Annotated in this window: 15 protein-coding genes and 1 tRNA gene; 13 read left to right on the top strand and 3 right to left on the bottom strand. The window is 71.5% G+C overall.

What is annotated here, in order from left to right; all coding sequences use genetic code 11:
• Position 1: 1 nt before the first annotated feature.
• The 4 genes from bacP (at position 2) to OV207_RS05080 (ending at position 3,538) form a co-directional block, all read left to right on the top strand.
• A complete protein-coding gene (gene bacP, locus OV207_RS05095; protein WP_193428665.1) occupies positions 2 to 727 on the top strand; it encodes a bactofilin BacP in 726 nt (241 codons plus the stop codon).
• A 556-nt stretch (positions 728 to 1,283) separates the two neighbouring features.
• Complete coding sequence (locus OV207_RS05090; protein WP_267553077.1) at positions 1,284 to 2,342, top strand: ParB/RepB/Spo0J family partition protein; 1,059 nt, start codon at positions 1,284 to 1,286, stop codon at positions 2,340 to 2,342.
• A 3-nt stretch (positions 2,343 to 2,345) separates the two neighbouring features.
• A complete protein-coding gene (gene pyrE / locus OV207_RS05085; RefSeq protein WP_267553074.1) occupies positions 2,346 to 2,912 on the top strand; it encodes an orotate phosphoribosyltransferase in 567 nt (188 codons plus the stop codon).
• Entirely contained in the window at positions 2,909 to 3,538 is a 630-nt protein-coding gene (locus OV207_RS05080; protein WP_193428668.1) for a hypothetical protein, read from the top strand. Before pyrE ends, OV207_RS05080 begins: the two co-directional genes overlap by 4 nt.
• A gap of 18 nt (positions 3,539 to 3,556) precedes the next feature.
• Here OV207_RS05080 and OV207_RS05075 read toward each other — a convergent pair whose 3' ends face one another.
• Genes OV207_RS05075 through nadB form a run of 3 tightly spaced genes read right to left on the bottom strand, consistent with a single transcriptional unit; the run spans position 3,557 to position 6,521 of the window.
• Positions 3,557 to 4,159 carry a TIGR00730 family Rossman fold protein gene (locus OV207_RS05075; protein WP_267553072.1) on the bottom strand — a complete coding sequence of 201 codons (603 nt, stop codon included), beginning with the start codon at positions 4,157 to 4,159 and terminating at the stop codon, positions 3,557 to 3,559.
• 1 nt (position 4,160) lies between these two features.
• Positions 4,161 to 4,928 (bottom strand): rhomboid family intramembrane serine protease, encoded by a 768-nt coding sequence (locus OV207_RS05070; RefSeq protein WP_267553070.1) that lies wholly within the window; start codon positions 4,926 to 4,928, stop codon positions 4,161 to 4,163.
• Positions 4,929 to 4,934: 6 nt separating this feature from the next.
• Positions 4,935 to 6,521, bottom strand: a complete 1,587-nt coding sequence (gene nadB / locus OV207_RS05065) for an L-aspartate oxidase (RefSeq protein ID WP_267553068.1) — start codon at positions 6,519 to 6,521, stop codon at positions 4,935 to 4,937.
• An 88-nt stretch (positions 6,522 to 6,609) separates the two neighbouring features.
• Between nadB and OV207_RS05060 the strand changes: the two genes are divergently transcribed.
• The 9 genes from OV207_RS05060 to OV207_RS05020 all read left to right on the top strand — a co-directional run bounded on the left by OV207_RS05060 (position 6,610) and on the right by OV207_RS05020 (position 16,652).
• Positions 6,610 to 7,299 (top strand): transglycosylase SLT domain-containing protein, encoded by a 690-nt coding sequence (locus OV207_RS05060; RefSeq protein ID WP_267553066.1) that lies wholly within the window; start codon positions 6,610 to 6,612, stop codon positions 7,297 to 7,299.
• Positions 7,256 to 8,923 carry a tetratricopeptide repeat protein gene (locus OV207_RS05055; RefSeq protein ID WP_267553064.1) on the top strand — a complete coding sequence of 556 codons (1,668 nt, stop codon included), beginning with the start codon at positions 7,256 to 7,258 and terminating at the stop codon, positions 8,921 to 8,923. Before OV207_RS05060 ends, OV207_RS05055 begins: the two co-directional genes overlap by 44 nt.
• Positions 8,924 to 8,934: 11 nt before the next feature.
• Positions 8,935 to 9,624, top strand: a complete 690-nt coding sequence (pgsA, locus tag OV207_RS05050; protein ID WP_193428674.1) for a CDP-diacylglycerol--glycerol-3-phosphate 3-phosphatidyltransferase — start codon at positions 8,935 to 8,937, stop codon at positions 9,622 to 9,624.
• A 94-nt stretch (positions 9,625 to 9,718) separates the two neighbouring features.
• Positions 9,719 to 9,793 (top strand) — tRNA-Gly (locus tag OV207_RS05045).
• A gap of 177 nt (positions 9,794 to 9,970) precedes the next feature.
• The gene (locus OV207_RS05040; RefSeq protein ID WP_193428675.1) at positions 9,971 to 10,750 is read left to right on the top strand and encodes an ABC transporter permease; all 780 of its coding nucleotides are present in this window, start codon (positions 9,971 to 9,973) and stop codon (positions 10,748 to 10,750) included.
• A complete protein-coding gene (locus tag OV207_RS05035; protein ID WP_267553061.1) occupies positions 10,747 to 12,057 on the top strand; it encodes an ABC transporter ATP-binding protein in 1,311 nt (436 codons plus the stop codon). The genes OV207_RS05040 and OV207_RS05035 overlap by 4 nt, the downstream gene beginning before the upstream one ends.
• Complete coding sequence (locus tag OV207_RS05030; protein WP_267553059.1) at positions 12,054 to 12,905, top strand: glycosyltransferase family 2 protein; 852 nt, start codon at positions 12,054 to 12,056, stop codon at positions 12,903 to 12,905. The genes OV207_RS05035 and OV207_RS05030 overlap by 4 nt, the downstream gene beginning before the upstream one ends.
• Positions 12,902 to 14,341: a glycosyltransferase family 2 protein gene (locus OV207_RS05025; protein ID WP_267553057.1), complete on the top strand. Its 1,440-nt coding sequence runs from the start codon at positions 12,902 to 12,904 to the stop codon at positions 14,339 to 14,341. The genes OV207_RS05030 and OV207_RS05025 overlap by 4 nt, the downstream gene beginning before the upstream one ends.
• A gap of 7 nt (positions 14,342 to 14,348) precedes the next feature.
• Positions 14,349 to 16,652, top strand: coding sequence for a glycosyltransferase family 2 protein (locus OV207_RS05020; RefSeq protein ID WP_267553055.1), 2,304 nt, complete (start codon positions 14,349 to 14,351; stop codon positions 16,650 to 16,652).
• Positions 16,653 to 16,672: the final 20 nt, after the last annotated feature.

Here is a 16,672-nt window from a genome sequence, read left to right as displayed (position 1 = left end):
CGTGGCCACCGCCAAGGAGCTCGCAGACAATGCCGTGGACAACACCGTGGTGGGGCCGTCCATCCTCATCAGCGGTCGTCTCACGGGTGACGAGGACCTCACGGTCCGCGGGCGCGTCGAGGGTGAACTGACCCTCAGCCGCACCCTCATCGTGGAGCCCTCGGGCGTGGTGAAGGCCAACGTGGCGGTGAAGAACGCCATCGTCAGCGGCGTGGTGGTGGGCAACATCAACGCCACCGAGAGCGTGGAGCTCACCCGCGAAGGCCGCATGGTGGGCGACATCCGCGCCCCCCGCGTCATCATCGTGGACGGCGCCAGCTTCCGCGGCCGCGTGGACATGGGCGACGTGGAGCCGGGCCGTCTGCCGGCCGAGCGCCCCGCGGTGGCGCGTCCCCAGGCCGTCACGCGTCCCACGGTGCGCCCCGGCGCCACGCCGCCGCGCCCCCCGACGCCTCCGGCGGCGCCCTCGCGCGCCCCGACCCCGCCGCCTCCTCCGGCGCGCCCCGCGCCCACGAGCTCGGCGCCCGCGACCGTGGTGTCCCGGCCCTCGGCTCCGGCCAGCAAGCCGCTGCCGCCGCCGCCGCCCGCGACGCCCACGTTCACCCCGCGCGCGCCGGAACCGCCGCGTCCGCCACCCACTGAGCAGGCGAGCAGTGCCTCGGGACCCATGTCCCGCGTCGTGGCCGCTGGCGCGAAGAAGAAGGTCGTGGTGAAGAAGTCCCGCTAGAGCCCGCCCACCGCGCCGCCGTTTCCGGCGGCGCGGGGGTGGAACAACCGGGGGTGCCACCATGGACGCCGAGCACAGGGCCGAGGGACAGGAAGGAATGCCGGGCACACCTGGGGAGAACGCGACGTCGTCCCCGCAGGAGGGCGCGTCCGAAGCGTCCCCGCCGGGGCCTGGCGAAGGCGTGGCAGGGACCTCGCACGCGCAGGGCGAGGGTGGGGAAGTCATTTCGGAAGGCGCCTCTCAGGCGGGAGCGGGTGGCGAGGCCGTGAGTGGAGCGCGCGCGGAAGCAGGCGGGACGGACGTGTCCGGAGCAGGTGACGCATTCGGAGCCCCGGTGGAAGCTGGCGATGGGACCCGGGATGCGGGCACCGCGTCCGCGAAGCCCTCCGATGCCGACACGGCGTCCGGAAGTGGTGTCGACGCGGGTGACTCGTCCGGGATGGGCTCCGAGGCTGGCGCGGCGTCCGGGAGCGACTCCCTGGCAGGCGCCGATGCGGGGGCCTCCCCGATGACGGGCTCCGACTCAGGCAACGTGTCCGACGCGGGTGCTTCTTCAATGACGGGTCCTGAGGCAGGTGGCGAGTCTGGCGCCGGCCACGATGCGGGGGCGTCGTCCGCGATGGACCCCGGGGCGGATGCCTCGTCCGGAGCGGGCTCCGATACCGGGGCCTCGTCCGGAGCGGGCTCCGACACGGGCGCGTCGAACGAGGCAGGCGCGGCCTCCGCGCAGGACGCCTCCCAGGAGCCCTCGGGTCCGGGCCGCTACGTCGAGCTGTCGTCAGGCGGAGACGGGCCAGAGGCTTCCGGTGGGGACCCGGCCAGTGAACCGAAGGACGCGACGCGCTCCGGCCCGGTGTCAGGGGTGGACGCGGCGCTGCTGAGCGCGGGCATCTGGGACGTGGCGAGCCGCGCGAGCCAGGAAGAGGCCCCCGGCCCGGATGGCGGCTCCGAAGAAGACGTGGCGACCCCGGGTGAGGCACCCCTCGCGGAGGCCATGGAGCCCCGCGTGATGGGACAGGTGACGGCGATGGTGTTGCCGCTGGAGCGACTGGAGGAGGACACCACCTTCCGTCTGCGGGACGAAGGCGACGTGTCCGAGCTGGCCACGGACCTGGCGCGCCTGGGACAGCTGTTCCCGGTGGACGTGCGCCCGCGCGGGGACGAGCGCTACCAGCTCATCTGCGGCTTCCGGCGCGTGGCGGCGCTGCGCTTCCTCAAGCGCGACCAGGTGCAGGTCCGCGTGCACGAGGAGCTGTCCGACGAGGACGCGCTGCTCTTGTCCCTGGCGGAGGCCATCCACGCCACGCCGGTGGAGCACGACACGCTGGAGGCCAAGCGGGACGCGCTGGAGGCCGAAGGCCGGCTGACCGCGCCGGTGCGCGACATGCTGGAGAAGGCGCTCGCCACCGACGAGACGCTGGCCCCGGAGGGCGTGGAAGAGGAGATCGACGCGGATGAGCTGGCGGCGGACGTCGCGCAGCGCATGGGCGCCCTCAACCAGGACCTGTCGCTGCTGGCGGACGTGTTCTCGTCGCTGGACGAATCCCGGCGCGCGGAGCTGTTGATGCAGGTGCGCTACTCGGCGGAGCTGGTGAAGTACCTGGAGGGTTTGTAGGCCATGGCGGAACCGTTCACTCGCGACCGCGCCCGGCTCCTGGAGGTGCTCACCCAGCGCTCCTTCGAGCGGCGGCGCGTGGTGCTCTCCTCCGGCAAGGAGTCGGACTTCTACATCGACTGCAAGCGCACGGCGCTGCTCGCCGAGGGCCACTACCTCATCGGCCGGCTGCTGCTGGAGGCCATCCGGCGCGACGCCCCGTCGGCGGTGGCCGCCGGCGGCCTGACGCTCGGCGCGGATCCGCTCGCGTCGGCGGTGAGCCTCACCAGCTTCCTGGAGGGCTCCCCGCTGCACGCGTTCATCGTGCGCAAGGAGCCCAAGGGCCACGGCACCGGCCAGTGGATTGAAGGCCTGTCCGCGCTGGGCCCCGGCGCTCCGGTGGCCATCGTGGAGGACGTGGTGACGACGGGCGCGTCCACGCTCAAGGCCATCGAGCGCGCGAAGCTGGAGGGCCTGACGGTGCTGGGCGCCTTCGCGCTGGTGGACCGGTTGGAGGGGGGACGGGAGGCCGTGGAGGCCTCGGGCCACCGTCTCACCACGTTGTTCACGCGCAAGGACTTCATCCCGTGAGAAGGCTGCTGAGGGCCGTGGTGCTGCTGGGCGTGCTGGGCGGCTGCGCCAACACGCCCCCCGTCGTCGGGGAGCCCGCGCCCACGCTGGATGATCCGAAGGCGGAGGCCGCGTACATGGCGGTGTTGGATCGCTACTCGGACCGCAAGGAGATCTACGACGGCTTCGACACGCGCATCTTCGCGGGGGCCACGCTCCAGACGCCCGCCTTCCGCGATGCCCGCGTCCGTCGCCGCGCGCTCTTCCAGTCGCTGCCGCCCGCCAAGGTGGAGGCGCTGCTCGCGGAGGAGCAGGCCGAGGCGGCGAAGTTCCACGAGTTCTTCATGGGCGTGCACGTCAACGACTCGCGCTACGAAGACTTCGCCAACCGCAACAGCATCTGGCGGCTGGCGCTGGTGACGCCCGCGGGAGAGGTGACGCCGGTGGAGATCCGCCGCATCGGCCGGTCGGACCTCAACGTGCGCGCGTACTACCCGTACACCAGCCTCTTCTGGGTGGGCTACCGCGTGCGCTTCCCGCGCACCTTCGCGGAGGGCCAGCCCGTCATCCCCGAAGGCACCGACCAGGTGATGCTGCGCGTGGCCTCGTCGCTGGGCAACGCGGAGCTCAAGGTGAAGGCGCACTGAAGCGCTGGGGCCGCCGGCCTACGTCTGCTGGCCGTCCTTGAGCCACTTCGCCGTCACCGGCATCGTGGGCCCCGCGAGCAGGCGGTCCAGGAGCGCGTCCGGCGAAGGCTCCACCGCGAAGGGCATCGCCTGCGTCTCCGGCACGAAGCCGGCCTCCACCATGCGCCGCACCAGCGCCAGCAGCGGCTGGAAGAAGCCATCCACGTCCAGGAGGCCCATGGGCTTGCGGTGCAGCCCCAACTGGGCCCAGGTGACGATCTCGAACAGCTCGTCCAGGGTGCCGAAGCCGCCGGGCAGGGCGAGGAAGGCGTCCGCGCGCTCGGCCATCAGCGCCTTGCGCGAGTGCATGGAGTCCACCCGGTGCAGCTCCGTCAGGCGCGGGTGGCCCAGCTCCTTCGCGTCCATGAAGTGGGGCAGCACGCCCACGGCCCTGCCGCCGCCCGCCAGCACCGCGTCCGCCACCGCGCCCATCAACCCCACGCTGGCGCCGCCGTAGACGAGCGTCAGCCCCCGCCGGGCCAGCGCGGCGCCCAGCTTCGTGGCCGCCTCGCGGTACTCGGGGCGCACGCCCGAGCGCGAGCCACAGAAGACGCAGACGCTGCGCACGTTCGTGTCCGCCATGTCAGAAGCCTCCGTGCCGCTCGGGGTGGGAGGCGACCAGGGCCAGGGCCGCGGCGATGAACAGCAGCACCGGGATGGCGCGCGCGTAGAACTTCCGGCCCTGGCGCAGCGCCATGCCGCACGGGAGGCCGAAGAGGAACCCGCCCAGGTGTCCCGCCCAGCTCACGCCGGGCAGCAGGCTGATGACCGCCACCTGCACCAGCCAGAAGTACAGGTCCTTGCGGCCCTGCTGCGTGGCGATGGGCAGCATCGCGCCGCCCCAGCCCAGGATCATCCCGGAGGCGCCCACCGTCTGGACGTTGAAGTTGAAGAAGAGCGCGAACGCGGAGCCGCCCAGCGCGGTGACGAGCGACAGCGCCAGGAAGCGCAGGCTGCCGATGCCGCGCTCCAGCGTCTGGCCCATCGTGAAGACGACGGACATGTTGAAGAACAGGTGCAGCGCGTTGCCGTGCTCGAACACCATGCCCAGCAGGCGCCAGTACTCGCCCGCCCGCACCGACGGCCCGAAGAGGGACAGCGGTTTCAGGACCCCCACCACCGTCCCGTCCGGGGCCACCATCGTCTGCCCCAGCGAACCGCCCAGGAAGAACATCCCCACGGCGCCGGCCATCAGCGCGTAGCAGACGTACGGGCGGGGCAGGGCGCCCTGGGGATGCGGCGGGCCGGGCGGCGGACCGTCGCCGTCGTGGCCGCGCGGGGTGGGGGCTTGCTCGTCTCCCAGGCCGGAGGGGCCCGGCAGATCATGCTGCGTACGGCGCGGCGTCGACATGGCGGCTCACAGCTCCCGGGACAGCACGGTGTCTCGCGTGCCCTGGTGCTCATCGGTGTGGGGGTAGTCCAGGGTGTAGTGCAGCCCCCGGCTCTCCTTGCGACGGCTGGCGCAGTCCACGATGAGGTGCGCCACCTCCGCGATGTTGCGCAGCTCGATGACGTCGCGGGTCACCTTGAAGCGCCAGTAGTAGTCGCGGATCTCCTCGCGCAGCAGCTCCAGCCGGCGGCGCGCGCGCATCAGCCGCTTGTCCGTGCGCACGATGCCGACGTAGTTCCACATCAGGCGGCGGATCTCATCCCAGTTGTGGGTGACGACCACGCTCTCATCGGAGTCCACCGCGCTGCCGGAGTCCCACGCGGGCGGCTCCTCCTTGAGGTGCGACAGCGCGGCGATCTCCTCCGCCGCCACCTGCACCGCGCGGTGGCCGAACACCAGGCCCTCCAGCAGCGAATTGGACGCGAGCCGGTTGGCGCCGTGCAGGCCCGTGGAGGACACCTCGCCAATGGCGTAGAGGCCCGGCACGTTGGTGCGCCCGTTCAGGTCCGTCACCACGCCGCCGCACTGGTAGTGGGCCGCGGGCACGACGGGGATGGGCTGCACGGCCATGTCGATGTTGAAGGCCTTGCAGGCGGCGTAGATGTTGGGGAAGCGCTCGGTGAGGTACGCGCGGCCCAGGTGCGTCATGTCCAGGTAGACGCTGTCGTTGCCCGTGCGCTTCAGCTCCGCGTCGATGGCGCGCGCCACCACGTCGCGCGGGGCCAGCGCCCCCATGGGGTGGTAGCGCTCCATGAACGTCTGCCCGCCCTTGAGCCGCAGCTTGCCGCCCTCGCCGCGCAGCGCCTCGCTGATGAGGAAGCTCTTGGCCTCCGGGTGGAACAGGCAGGTGGGGTGGAACTGGTAGAACTCCATGTTCGCGATGCGCGCGCCCGCGCGGTACGCCATGGCCACCCCGTCCCCCGTCGCGACGTCCGGGTTGGACGTGTACAGGTACACCTTGCCCGCGCCGCCGGTGGCCAGCACCGTCACCTTGGCCAGGAAGCGCTCGATGGCGCCCGTCTCCAGGAGCGCGTACACGCCCACGCACCGGCTGGCGGAGGGCGCGTGCGGACGCCGGTCGAGCATCAGGTCGATGGCGGCGGTGTTCTGGAAGAAGGTGATGTTGGGCTGCTCGTCGCACGCGGCCAGGAGCGCGCGCTGCACCTCGCGGCCGGTGATGTCGCCCGCGTGGACGACCCGGCGGGCGGAGTGGCCGCCCTCGCGCGTGAGGTCGAACTCGCTGCCGCGCATGTCGAACTCCGCGCCCAGCGCCACCAGCTCCTTCAGGCGGGTGGGGCCCTCGCGCACCGTCACCTCCACCGCGTCCCGGTGGCACAGGCCCGCGCCCGCCACGAGCGTGTCCTCGATGTGGGCATCGAACGTGTCGGTGGGCGCCAGCACCCCGGCGATTCCGCCCTGCGCGTAGGCGGTGTTTCCCTCGCCCCGCTCACGCTTGGTGAGCACCGCGACGGTGCCATGCCGGGCCGCCTGCAGGGCGAACGACAGGCCTGCCACGCCTCCGCCCAGGACCAGGAAATCAAACCGATGGGGCATGGCGAACAGCCATAATGGCGGTAAGTGCCGGAAACAAGGCGTTTTCTTGAGGACTTTCCGGCCGTTGTCTAAGGTTTCGGCCGCCGCCATGCGTGTCCTGACCGCCCTCCTTGCCCTGCTGTCCCTCGCCCCCACGGCTGCGTTCGCCGACGGCATCTACAGCTACGTGGAGAAGGACGGCACCATCGTCTACACGAACGTGCCGCCGGGGGGCTCGCGCAAGGCGCGCAAGCTGGCCGGGACCTTCACGCCCGCGCCCGCCACCAACGCGCCGGTGCGGGGCCGCTCGCGCACGCCCCAGGAACTGGATCCGCACATCGCCAAGGCGGCCCTGCGCTACCGCATCCCGTCCGCGCTGGTGCGCGCCATCATGCACACGGAGAGCAACTTCAACCCGAACGCGCTCAGCCACAAGGGCGCCAGCGGGCTGATGCAGCTCATGCCGGCCACCGCGTCGGACATGTACGTGAAGGACATCTTCGACTCGAAGGAGAACATCGAGGGCGGCGTGCGCTACCTGCGCGTGCTGGCCAACATGTTCGACGGCGACATGGTGAAGATGGTCGCCGCGTACAACGCCGGGCCGGACGCCGTGAAGAAGTACAAGGGCCAGGTGCCGCCCTACGCGGAGACGCAGGCGTACGTGCGCAAGGTCGTCCAGCTCTACTACCACTACAAGGAGCGCGAGCGGCTTGCGCAGGCCGAGGCCAGCAGCCGTGAGCCCACACCCGAGAATGACGACGCGCACGAAGGGGACGAAGGAGCAGGGCCCCGCTGACGAGGAGTTCCTCCAGCAGTTGTACCGTGGCGGGGAGCTGCTGGGCGCCGGCAAGGTCATTGAAGCGAAGGACTTCCTGGAGCGTGCGCACCAGCTCCAGCCGCGGCACGAGAAGGCCCAGAACCTGCTGGGCCTGGCGTATTTCAAGCTGGGCCTCTTCGACCGCGCCGCCGACCTGTACGAGATGCTCGTGCGGGACAACCCGGTGGACCCCACGCTGCGCGTCAACCTGGGGCTCGTCTACCTGAAGACGAACGCGCTCCAGCGCGCGGCGCGTGAATTCGAGACGGCCACCGACCTGGCCCCGGACCACAAGAAGGCCCACAACTACCTGGGCCTGACCTTCGCCCAGATGGGCGAGTACGGCCGCGCGCGCGAACACTTCCTCCTGTCCGGCAGCGACGCCATGGCGGAGAAGATGTCGCGCGCCATCGCCGGCGAGGGCTTCAGCCGTCCCGCCGCGCAGCCCCGCGCGCGCGACGCGGAGGGCGGGGAAGGGGAGGCGCCCGGCACCGGCGAGAGCGACTGGGGCGCCCAGTTCGGCCTGGACGAAGCGCCTCGCGCTGGCGGTCGCACGGCCCGCGCGCCCACCAAGGCGACCCCGCCGCCCCGCCCAGCGGACGACGAGCTGAGCTTCGCCGACGACGAGGGGCCGAGGGCCTCGGGCTCCGAAGCGGTCCTGGCCGCGGAGGAGACGGCCTCCGACGACGAGGAGGCCCGGGCGCTGGCCGCGACGACGGACGCGGACACCTCCGGTGACGACGTGGAGGTGTCGGACGAGCTGCCCCCCACGCCGGTGTCGGAGGAGATCGAAGTCTCCGAGGAGCCGCCCGTCCTCGCCTCCGACCTGGAGTCGGAGCCCGGCGCCGCCTTCGAGGAGACCTCCGCCGCGCTGGCCGCGAGCGGATCCCCCGCGCCTCGCACCGCCGTCATGCCCGCGACGCCTTCCCCCGCCGCGAGCGGATCCGGACCTGGCGTGAACCCGCCCCTGCTCACGGAGTGGGTGCCCACGGTGGCGCTGCCGGGCGTGTCGCCGGGGCAGCCCTTCGTGCAGGGGCCGGCGGGCTGCGCCCTGACGGTGAACGGGGAGCTGCTCACGCGGCTGGAGGGGCTCGTCGCGGTGCAGGGACAGGTCACCTTCCAGCCGGAGATGAAGCGCTTCCGGGGCCGGGCCACGGACAAGCCCTTCGGCGAGGGCGAGCAGGCGATGGTGCGCGCCCGGGGCCAGGGCACGCTGCACCTGGAGCCGGCCGGCGGGCGGCAGCTGGTGGCGGTGGTGCTGGACGACGAGTCCGTCTACCTGCGCGACCCGTGCGTCTTCGCCTTCGAGGAGCCGGTGGTGTTCGAGAACGGCCGCGTGCCGTCGGACCTGGCGCCGGACCTGGACCTGGTGCACCTGCGCGGGCAGGGGCGGGTGCTGCTGAGCCTGTCCGGGCCGCTGCGCTCGGTGGCGGTGACCATGGACGCGCCGGTGTCGGTGCCGCTGTCGCATCTGGTGGGCTGGCTGGGCAACCTCACGCCCCGCGTGGTGCCGCTGCTCCAGTCCGCGGGCGGGGAGACGGTGCGCTCGGCGGTGGAGCTGGGCGGTGAAGGTTTTGCCCTCATCGCACTCGGGGTCCGGTAGAAAGCGCGCCCATGGCCACGGACCGAGCTCTCAGGAAGCAGAAGAAGCGCGAGGAGCGGGCCCGCAAGCGCGCCTCCCGCCGTCCCAGCATCCTGGTGCAGGAGTTCTGGAACCTGCCCAACATGCTCACGCTGGGGCGCATCCTCATCATCCCCCTGTTCGTCTGGCTCACCTACGACGCGGATCCGCTCCACTCGCTGCTCGCGGGGCTCGTGTTCGCGGTGGCCTCCATCACCGACGTGGTGGACGGCTACCTGGCCCGCAAGTGGAACCTCATCACCGTGGTGGGCAAGTTCATGGACCCGCTGGCGGACAAGCTCATCGCCATGGCCGCCCTGGTGATGATGGTCCGCCTGGGCCGCATCGCCGCCTGGGTCGTCATCGTGCTGCTGGCGCGCGAGTTCATCGTCAGCGGCCTGCGCACCATCGCCGCCAGCGAGGGCATGGTCATCGCCGCCGGCCAGGAGGGGAAGTGGAAGACGTCCCTCCAGTTGGTGGGGATCATCTCCCTGTGCGTCCACTACGTGCACCCCCTGGACCTGGGCTTCCAGACCGTCACCGTGGACTACAACCAGGTGGGCAAGGTGCTCGTCTACCTGTCGGGCGCCTTCTCGGTCTGGAGCGCGGTCGTCTACTTCCGCGCCTTCCTGTCCATGCTGGCCCGGAGGGGGGCCGCGGATCCGGATGCGAAAAGTGTTTGACGGGTGCGAAGGCCCTCTGTATACCCCATCTCACTTCCGGCGCGGCACCGCCCGACGGAAAGCAGCAAGCGGTTGGCAGTACGGCAGTCCTGATGCGGGAATAGCTCAGCGGTAGAGCATCGCCTTGCCAAGGCGAGGGTCGAGGGTTCAAATCCCTTTTCCCGCTCCAAAAATAAAGGCCCTCTGGGAAACCAGGGGGCCTTTTTCTTTTCCGGGAGGGGCGTCGCGGCGGCGTCCAGCGGCAGCGCGGCGCACCGGGGCGAGCGGCCGGATGGGCGGGCCCGCGAGCGCATGGAAGTCCCGTTGCTCACCTCTTCCGCTTCGCATGATGTATGGATGGCCCTGCATGCTTCGCAACCTGCGTGAGCTCTACCAATACCGGGGCCTCCTGCTCAGCCTGACCCAACGGGAGCTCAAGGCGCGGTACCGGAATTCGGTGCTCGGCTTCCTGTGGACGTTCCTCAACCCCATGCTGCAGATGGGCGTCTACTCCCTGCTCTTCACCGTCTACATGCGGCAGAACATCCCGGGGTACACGTACTTCGTGTTCGTGGGGCTGCTGCCGTGGATCTGGTTCGCCACGTCGCTGGGGGGCGGTGCCAGCTCCATCAGTGATCGGCGCGACCTGCTCACCAAGGTGCGCTTCCCGGCGCAGGTGCTGCCGGCCACGGTGGTGGTGACCAACCTGTGCAACTACGTGCTGTCGCTGCCCCTGATGCTGGGGCTGGGGCTGCTCCTGGGCTACGTGCCCACGTGGCACGTGGTGGCCTTCCCGGTGGTGCTGCTCACCCAGCTGAGCATCACGGTGGCGCTGGTCTACATCGTGTCCGCGCTGAACGTGACGTTCCGGGACCTGCAGCAGATCATCGGCAACCTGCTGACCATGTGGTTCTTCGTCACGCCCGTCTTCTACCAGGTGCACACGCTGCCCGAGGCCGCTCAGGGTCCGCTCGTGCTGCTCAACCCGATGGCGGTGATGGTGACGTCCTACCAGGCCATCTTCTACGAGCACCAGCTCCCCCAGCCCGGCCCGCTCCTGCTGTGGATGGGCATCTCCATGGGGCTGCTCTGGGTGGCCGCCGGCATCTTCGAGCGTCGGCGCGAGGACTTCGCGGAGTTCATATGAGCAGCGACATCGCGTCGCCAGACGCCATCGTCCTGCGGAACGTGGTGAAGCGCTTCCGCAAGAGCACCATCCGCCGCGAGTACACCACCATCAAGTCGGAGCTCATCCGCATGCTCCGGGGCAAGCGCGACGTGGACGGCAAGTCCATGATCGAAGCGCTCCGGGGCGTGGACCTCGTGGTGCCCCGTGGCAAGACGGTGGGCATCATCGGGCGCAACGGCTCCGGCAAGAGCACGCTGCTCAAGCTCATCTCCGGCATCTACACGCCCACGACGGGCACCATCGACATCCACGGGCGCATCAGCGCGCTCCTGGACCTGGGCGCGGGCTTCCACCCGGACTTCTCCGGCCGGGAGAACATCCTCATCAACGGCATCATCCTGGGCATGACGCGCGCCGAGGTGAAGTCCCGGATGCAGGACATCATCACCTTCAGCGAGCTGGGCGACTTCATCGACGAGCCGGTGCGCACCTACTCCAGCGGCATGTACATGCGGCTGGCGTTCTCGGTGGCCACGCACGTGGATCCGGACATCCTCATCATCGATGAGATCCTGGCCGTGGGCGACGAGCACTTCGGCAAGAAGAGCCTCGCGAAGATGACGGAGTTCAAGCGGGCCGGGAAGACCATCGTCATCGTCACCCACGACCTGGGGACGCTGGAGCGCTGGTGCGACCTGGGGGCGTGGATCGACGCCGGCCGCATCCGCGAGTTCGGTCCTCCCGCGGACGTCATCAAGAGCTACAAGCGCGCGGTGGAGCTGGCCGAAGAGCGGGGCATGTCCATGGAGTCGCCCGCGCTGGCGTCGGATGGCGGGGCCCTGCCTTCGCTCGCGGCGCCCATCGCCGCGCCGTCGCCGCTGGAGCTGGACGCGGTGCGGCTGCTGCGCCGGGACGGCACCCCGGCCGAGTGGGTGGACACCGAGGACGGGGTGGAGCTGTGCGTGGGGTTCACCACCCGGACGTCCTCGCCGGCGCTGGGCTTCGGCCTGGAGCTGACGCGCGCGGACGGGGTGGTCGTCTACGGCACGAACACCTTCGTGGAGCGCGTGCCCTTCCACGCGGAGACACCCGGAAGCGGGACGGTGCGCTTCGTCGTCGACCGGCTGGGGCTCACCGCGGGGCGCTACGCCTTCACGGTGACGGTCCAGGACGCGGCCGGGCAGGTGCTGCAGAAGCGCGAAGCCGCGTGCTCCTTCGAGGTGCGCTCCGGTGTCCAGGACGTGGGCGTGACGCGGCCCGCGCATCGCTGGGTCGTGGAGGGTGTCGGGGCGCGCGTGGCGCAGGTGCGAGACGTAGGCTCGTGAGCGGGCGGGATGCGGCAGGCCGGGGGGAGCCGGGCATCTGGCTGGGCATCGTGCTGTACCGGAACCCGGCGCGGGAGCTGGAGCGACTCAGCGCTTCGCTCCAGTGGAACCGCGACGCCGCGGGCGCTCCCGCCTTCCGCGTGGTGTGGCTGGACAACTCGCCGGACGACTCGCTGCGGGCGGTGGTGGGCGGCCTGGATGCGCGGGCGGACTACCGGTACTCCGGACAGAACCTGGGCTTCGGCGGTGCGCACAACCGGCTGATGGCGGAGGCCTTCGGGAAGGCCGGGGCGCGCCACTACATCTGCGTGAACCCGGATGGGGTGCTGCACCCGGACTGCGTGCGGGAGCTGGTCCACGAAGCGGACCGGCAGTCGGACACCGGCCTGGTGGAGGCGCGCCTGTTCCCGGATGAACACCCCAAGCCGTATGATCCGGCGACGGGGGAGACGCCCTGGTGCAGTGGGTGCGTGCTGCTCGTCACGCGGAAGCTGCATGCGCGGGCGGGCGGCTTCGACGAGCGCTTCTTCATGTACTGCGAGGACGTGGACCTGTCGTGGCGCGCCCGGGGCCTGGGGCTGTCCATCCGGGTGGCTCCGGCGGCACGCGTGCACCACTACACCGTCACCCGCGAGGAGAGCCCGCTGCGGGAGCGGATGGTGCGCCGCAGCGCGGCCCTCCTGGGGGCGAAGTATGGGAATGCCGCCTTCATGCACGACCGCCTCCGGGAGTACGCCGCGCTGGGAGGCGAGCCGTTCGCCGTGCCGGAGCTGGTGAAGCCGGGATGGCGCCTCTCGCGGATCGCCGAATTCGGCCACCACCTGGAGTTCGCGCGGAGGCGCTGGTGAGCGCCCGACCGGAGACGGTCGCGCCCTTCGATGCCGGGGCTCGGTGGACCGCGCTCGTGCTGTCGCGCGTGCGCGCCGGGGCGGTGGTGTGCCTCGTGGGCGAAGCGAAGCCCCTGGCGGTGGCGCTGCGCGCCCACGGGTGTGACGTGCGGGAGCAGCCCGGACCGGGGTGGACGCGTCCCGAAGGGGCCGAGCCGTCCCTGGTGGTGCTCACCGGTGACGCCGTGGCGCACGTGCTGACGGGCGGGCTGGAGGTGCTGCGACAGGACGCGCCCCGGGCGGAGCTGCTGTTCCGCCTGCGCAACGCTGGCTCGGCCAGCGCGCTCCTGGAGACGTGGCTGGGCACCGCGCCCGTCCGTGCCGGCATCTCGGAGCAGGGGATGCTGCGGCGGCTGTCCGACGTGGGCTATCGCGTCGCCCACCGGGAGGTTCAGCCTGGGGCGCCAGGCAACACCGGGCTGGCGACGGACACCGAACAGGCCCTGCGGGCGTTGCTGGCCCAGCTCTCCCCGTCCACGCAGGTGGAGGAGGGGCTGTACGTCGTCGTCCCGGATGCGCCCGCGCGGGCGCTCGAACCGGGGCTGCTCAGCGTCGTGCTCACGCATGATCCGCGCGCCTCCGCCGCGACCCTGGACGAAGCCCTCTTCGCGCTGGCGTGTCAGGAGCAGCAGCCGCTGGAGCTGCTCCTCGCGGCGCCGGAGGGCAGCGCCCTGTCCGCCGCCCAGGCCTCGCTGGAGCGCTACGCGACGCTGGGCACCTTCCAGCCTCGCACGGTGCGCGCGCCCGCGGGTGAGCTGCACGCGGAGGCGCTCCGTCAGGCCCGGGGCCAGTACGTGTCCCTCCTGGATTCGCGGTGCCTGGTGTATCCGCGCCACTACGCGCGGCTCGTCCAGGCGCTCCAGCAAGGCGGCGCGGCGTGGGCCGTCTCCCGGTCCTTCCGCACCGAGTGGGCGTCCACGTCCGGGGCCATGCCCTACGTGGGCTCGAAGGAGCCGTTCCCGCTGGGGGAGCGGTTGGAGGTGGATCAACTCACCCTGCACCCGGAGCTCGTCCACGCGCTGGTCATCGACCGGACGCGGATCGGTCCCTTCCCGTTGACCGGGGCGGGGCAGGGGGCGGGGATCGCGGACCTGACGGTGCGGCTGGCGGCGCTCTTCGTGCCCGAGTTCCTCGGCGGCATCGCCTCGTGCGAGGTGCGCGGGCCCCGAAGGGCTCCGGTGGACGGTGAGGCTCCGGTGTCGCCGGAACACTGGCTGCTGCGCTCCGTGAGTGCCTGGACCGGCGCCGTCGGACAGGCCCGTGAGGAAGCCCTGCTGGCGCGCGAGTTCCGTCACCGCCTCGTGGACGGGGTGAACGCGCGGCTTCACTCCATCCCCTGGATCCACGACACGCTGCGAGCGCTGGCGGATCGGCTCAAGCCCGACCGCACCCCCTGAGGCGGCCATGAACCACTCCACCCGCAGTGGGGGGCTCCCGCCGCCGCTCGACGCCTTCACGCAGGTGCTCGGCTTCGATGTGCCCCCATCCCACCGGGAGCGCTGGAGCACGGCCATCACCACCGCGAAGCGCCTGGGCACGGCGGGGCTCGGCCCCGTGCAGCGGTTGCTGCTGGCGCGCCAGGTCTGCTTCAACGCCGTGCTGACGGAGCTGCTGCGGCACCCGGAGCGGACGCTGCCGGAGCGCGCGCGTGGGGAGCTCGCGGGACTCGTGAATCCGCTGCCCGTGGCCCTGCCGGGGCCGGTGGCGAAGCGTGCCGGGTGGCTCCTGGCGGCGCCGGGACTGCGTGAGCAGCGGGCCTGGAACGCGGCCGTCGTGGCGTTGCTCTCCGGGCCGGGCTGGCCGCGGCGCACCGATGGCGTGCGCGAACCCCTGGACGCACTGGAGGCCCGCTGTGACGTGCTGGCGCGGGAGCCGCGGACGTCCGTGGGGATGCCACTGTGGCGCGAGGTATGGCGACGGCAAATAGGCTTCAACCATGCCTGCGTCCGGACCTTGCGGCACATGCTGGGCGCGGCCCGGCCCGTCGTGGTGATGCCCGAGCCGGAGGCCTATGCGCGCGCCGCCCGCGAGCAGGAGGCCCACGACGTCGCGGTGGCCACCGCCGCCTTGGAGCGCCTGACGCATCGGCCCCTCATCAGCATCATCACGCCCGCGTGGGAGACGCCGCTGGACGTGCTCCAGGCCTGCGTCGCTTCCGTGACGGCGCAGGTGTATCCGCGCTGGGAGCTGTGCATCGTGGACGATGGTTCGCGGGGTGGGGAGGTCGCCGCCACGCTGCGACGGCTCGCCGCCGGGGATGCGCGCATCCGCTTCGAGCGGCTGTCGGAGAACCAGGGCATCGCTCGCGCGACGAATGCAGCGCTGGCGATGGCCACGGGGGAGTACGTCGGGTTCCTGGACCATGACGACCTGCTGGCCCCGCACGCGCTCGCGGAGATGGTGCTGCGTCTGGCGTCCGCTCCCGACACGGACGTCCTCTACTCGGACGAGGACAAGGTGGACGCGCGGGGGCAGCGCTTCGCGCCCTACCTGAAGCCGGAGCTGTCTCCGGAGATGCTGCGCGCGGTGAACTACGTGTGTCACTTCCTGGTGGTTCGCACGTCGCTGCTCCGGGAGGTCGGTGGCATCCGGCCCGGCTTCGAGGGGGCGCAGGACCATGAGCTGCTCCTGCGTCTGATGGAGCGCACGCGGCGCTTCGCCCACATCCCGAAGGTGCTCTACCACTGGCGCACGTTGCCCGGCTCCACGGCCACGGACGCCAGCGCCAAGCCCGCGGCATCCGAGGCAGGTCGTCGCGCCGTGGCCGCGCACCTGGAGCGCTCGGGAGAGGCGGCGACGGTCGAGACCTCCGCACCAGGGCTGTATCGGATCCGCCGTCCGCTCGGCGCTCGCCCGCGAGTGTCCGTGCTGATGTCGGCTGCGAGCACCGAGGCGGAGCTCGCCGCGCTGCTCGCCCTGACGGATGGCCTGGACGTGGAGGTGCTCGTCCCCGTTTCTGGGGAGGACAGCCCGAAGGCTTCCGCGCCAGATGCGCCGGCAGGGATGGAGCCGCGTTCTACGCGCGACAGCATGGAGTCTCCTGCTTCGCCCGGAGGCAATGCGCGGGCCGTGCGCGTCCCGGTGGACGGGGCGCTCACCCCCGGGGCCGTGGCCAACCGCCTGCTCCGCGAAGCCCAGGGAGCGCTGGTGTTGTGCCTGGAGGCGGGCACGTTGCCGACCGAACCCGGATGGCTGACCGAGCTGGCGTCGCAGGCCCTTCGCCCCGACGTGGGCGTGGTCGGCGCGCAAGTCGTCTCGCCCGGAGGGCACGTGCTGCACGCGGGCCTGGGGCTGGGCGCGGAAGGTCAGGCGCTTCGGCCCTTCGCGGGGCTTCCGGCTCCCACGCTCTCCACCTTCGGGGGCTCCCACTGGCCGCGTGAGCTGCTGGCCGTCTCCACTGCGTGCTCGATGAGTCGGCGCGAGGTGCTGGAGTCACTGGGCGGATGGGACGAGGGCTTCACTTCGTCGGAGGCGCAAGGCGTGGACCTGTGCCTGCGTGCGGGGGCTCGGGGCCTTCGCGTGCTGTACACCCCGCATGCACGACTGGTGCGGACGCACGCGCGAGTCGATGGGGCCTGGCGCGCGCCGGAGATCGCAAGGCTGCGTGAGACCTGGGCGCGACAGCCGCGCTCGGAGCGGGGCGATCCCTTCGGTCATCCCCGGCGCGAGCGGGCAGGGCAGGGCGGCCCGGAAGGAACAGGACCATGAGTGAGGATCGACACGGAAGC

Origin of the sequence: Corallococcus sp. BB11-1 (genome assembly GCF_026626625.1) — a bacterium.
Lineage (GTDB): Bacteria > Myxococcota > Myxococcia > Myxococcales > Myxococcaceae > Corallococcus > Corallococcus soli.
The sequence above is the reverse complement of the archived record's forward strand: the minus strand, read 5'-3'. Positions and strand labels throughout refer to the sequence as shown.

Coding starts and splice junctions, on each gene's coding strand:
- OV207_RS05090 (WP_267553077.1), top strand. CDS start 1,284: ATGACGGGTCCTGAGGCAGGTGGCGAGTCTGGCGCCGGCCACGATGCG.
- pyrE (WP_267553074.1), top strand. CDS start 2,346: ATGGCGGAACCGTTCACTCGCGACCGCGCCCGGCTCCTGGAGGTGCTC.
- OV207_RS05075 (WP_267553072.1), bottom strand. CDS start 4,159: ATGGCGGACACGAACGTGCGCAGCGTCTGCGTCTTCTGTGGCTCGCGC.
- OV207_RS05070 (WP_267553070.1), bottom strand. CDS start 4,928: ATGTCGACGCCGCGCCGTACGCAGCATGATCTGCCGGGCCCCTCCGGC.
- nadB (WP_267553068.1), bottom strand. CDS start 6,521: ATGCCCCATCGGTTTGATTTCCTGGTCCTGGGCGGAGGCGTGGCAGGC.
- OV207_RS05060 (WP_267553066.1), top strand. CDS start 6,610: ATGCGTGTCCTGACCGCCCTCCTTGCCCTGCTGTCCCTCGCCCCCACG.
- OV207_RS05055 (WP_267553064.1), top strand. CDS start 7,256: ATGACGACGCGCACGAAGGGGACGAAGGAGCAGGGCCCCGCTGACGAG.
- pgsA (WP_193428674.1), top strand. CDS start 8,935: ATGGCCACGGACCGAGCTCTCAGGAAGCAGAAGAAGCGCGAGGAGCGG.
- OV207_RS05040 (WP_193428675.1), top strand. CDS start 9,971: ATGCTTCGCAACCTGCGTGAGCTCTACCAATACCGGGGCCTCCTGCTC.
- OV207_RS05035 (WP_267553061.1), top strand. CDS start 10,747: ATGAGCAGCGACATCGCGTCGCCAGACGCCATCGTCCTGCGGAACGTG.
- OV207_RS05020 (WP_267553055.1), top strand. CDS start 14,349: ATGAACCACTCCACCCGCAGTGGGGGGCTCCCGCCGCCGCTCGACGCC.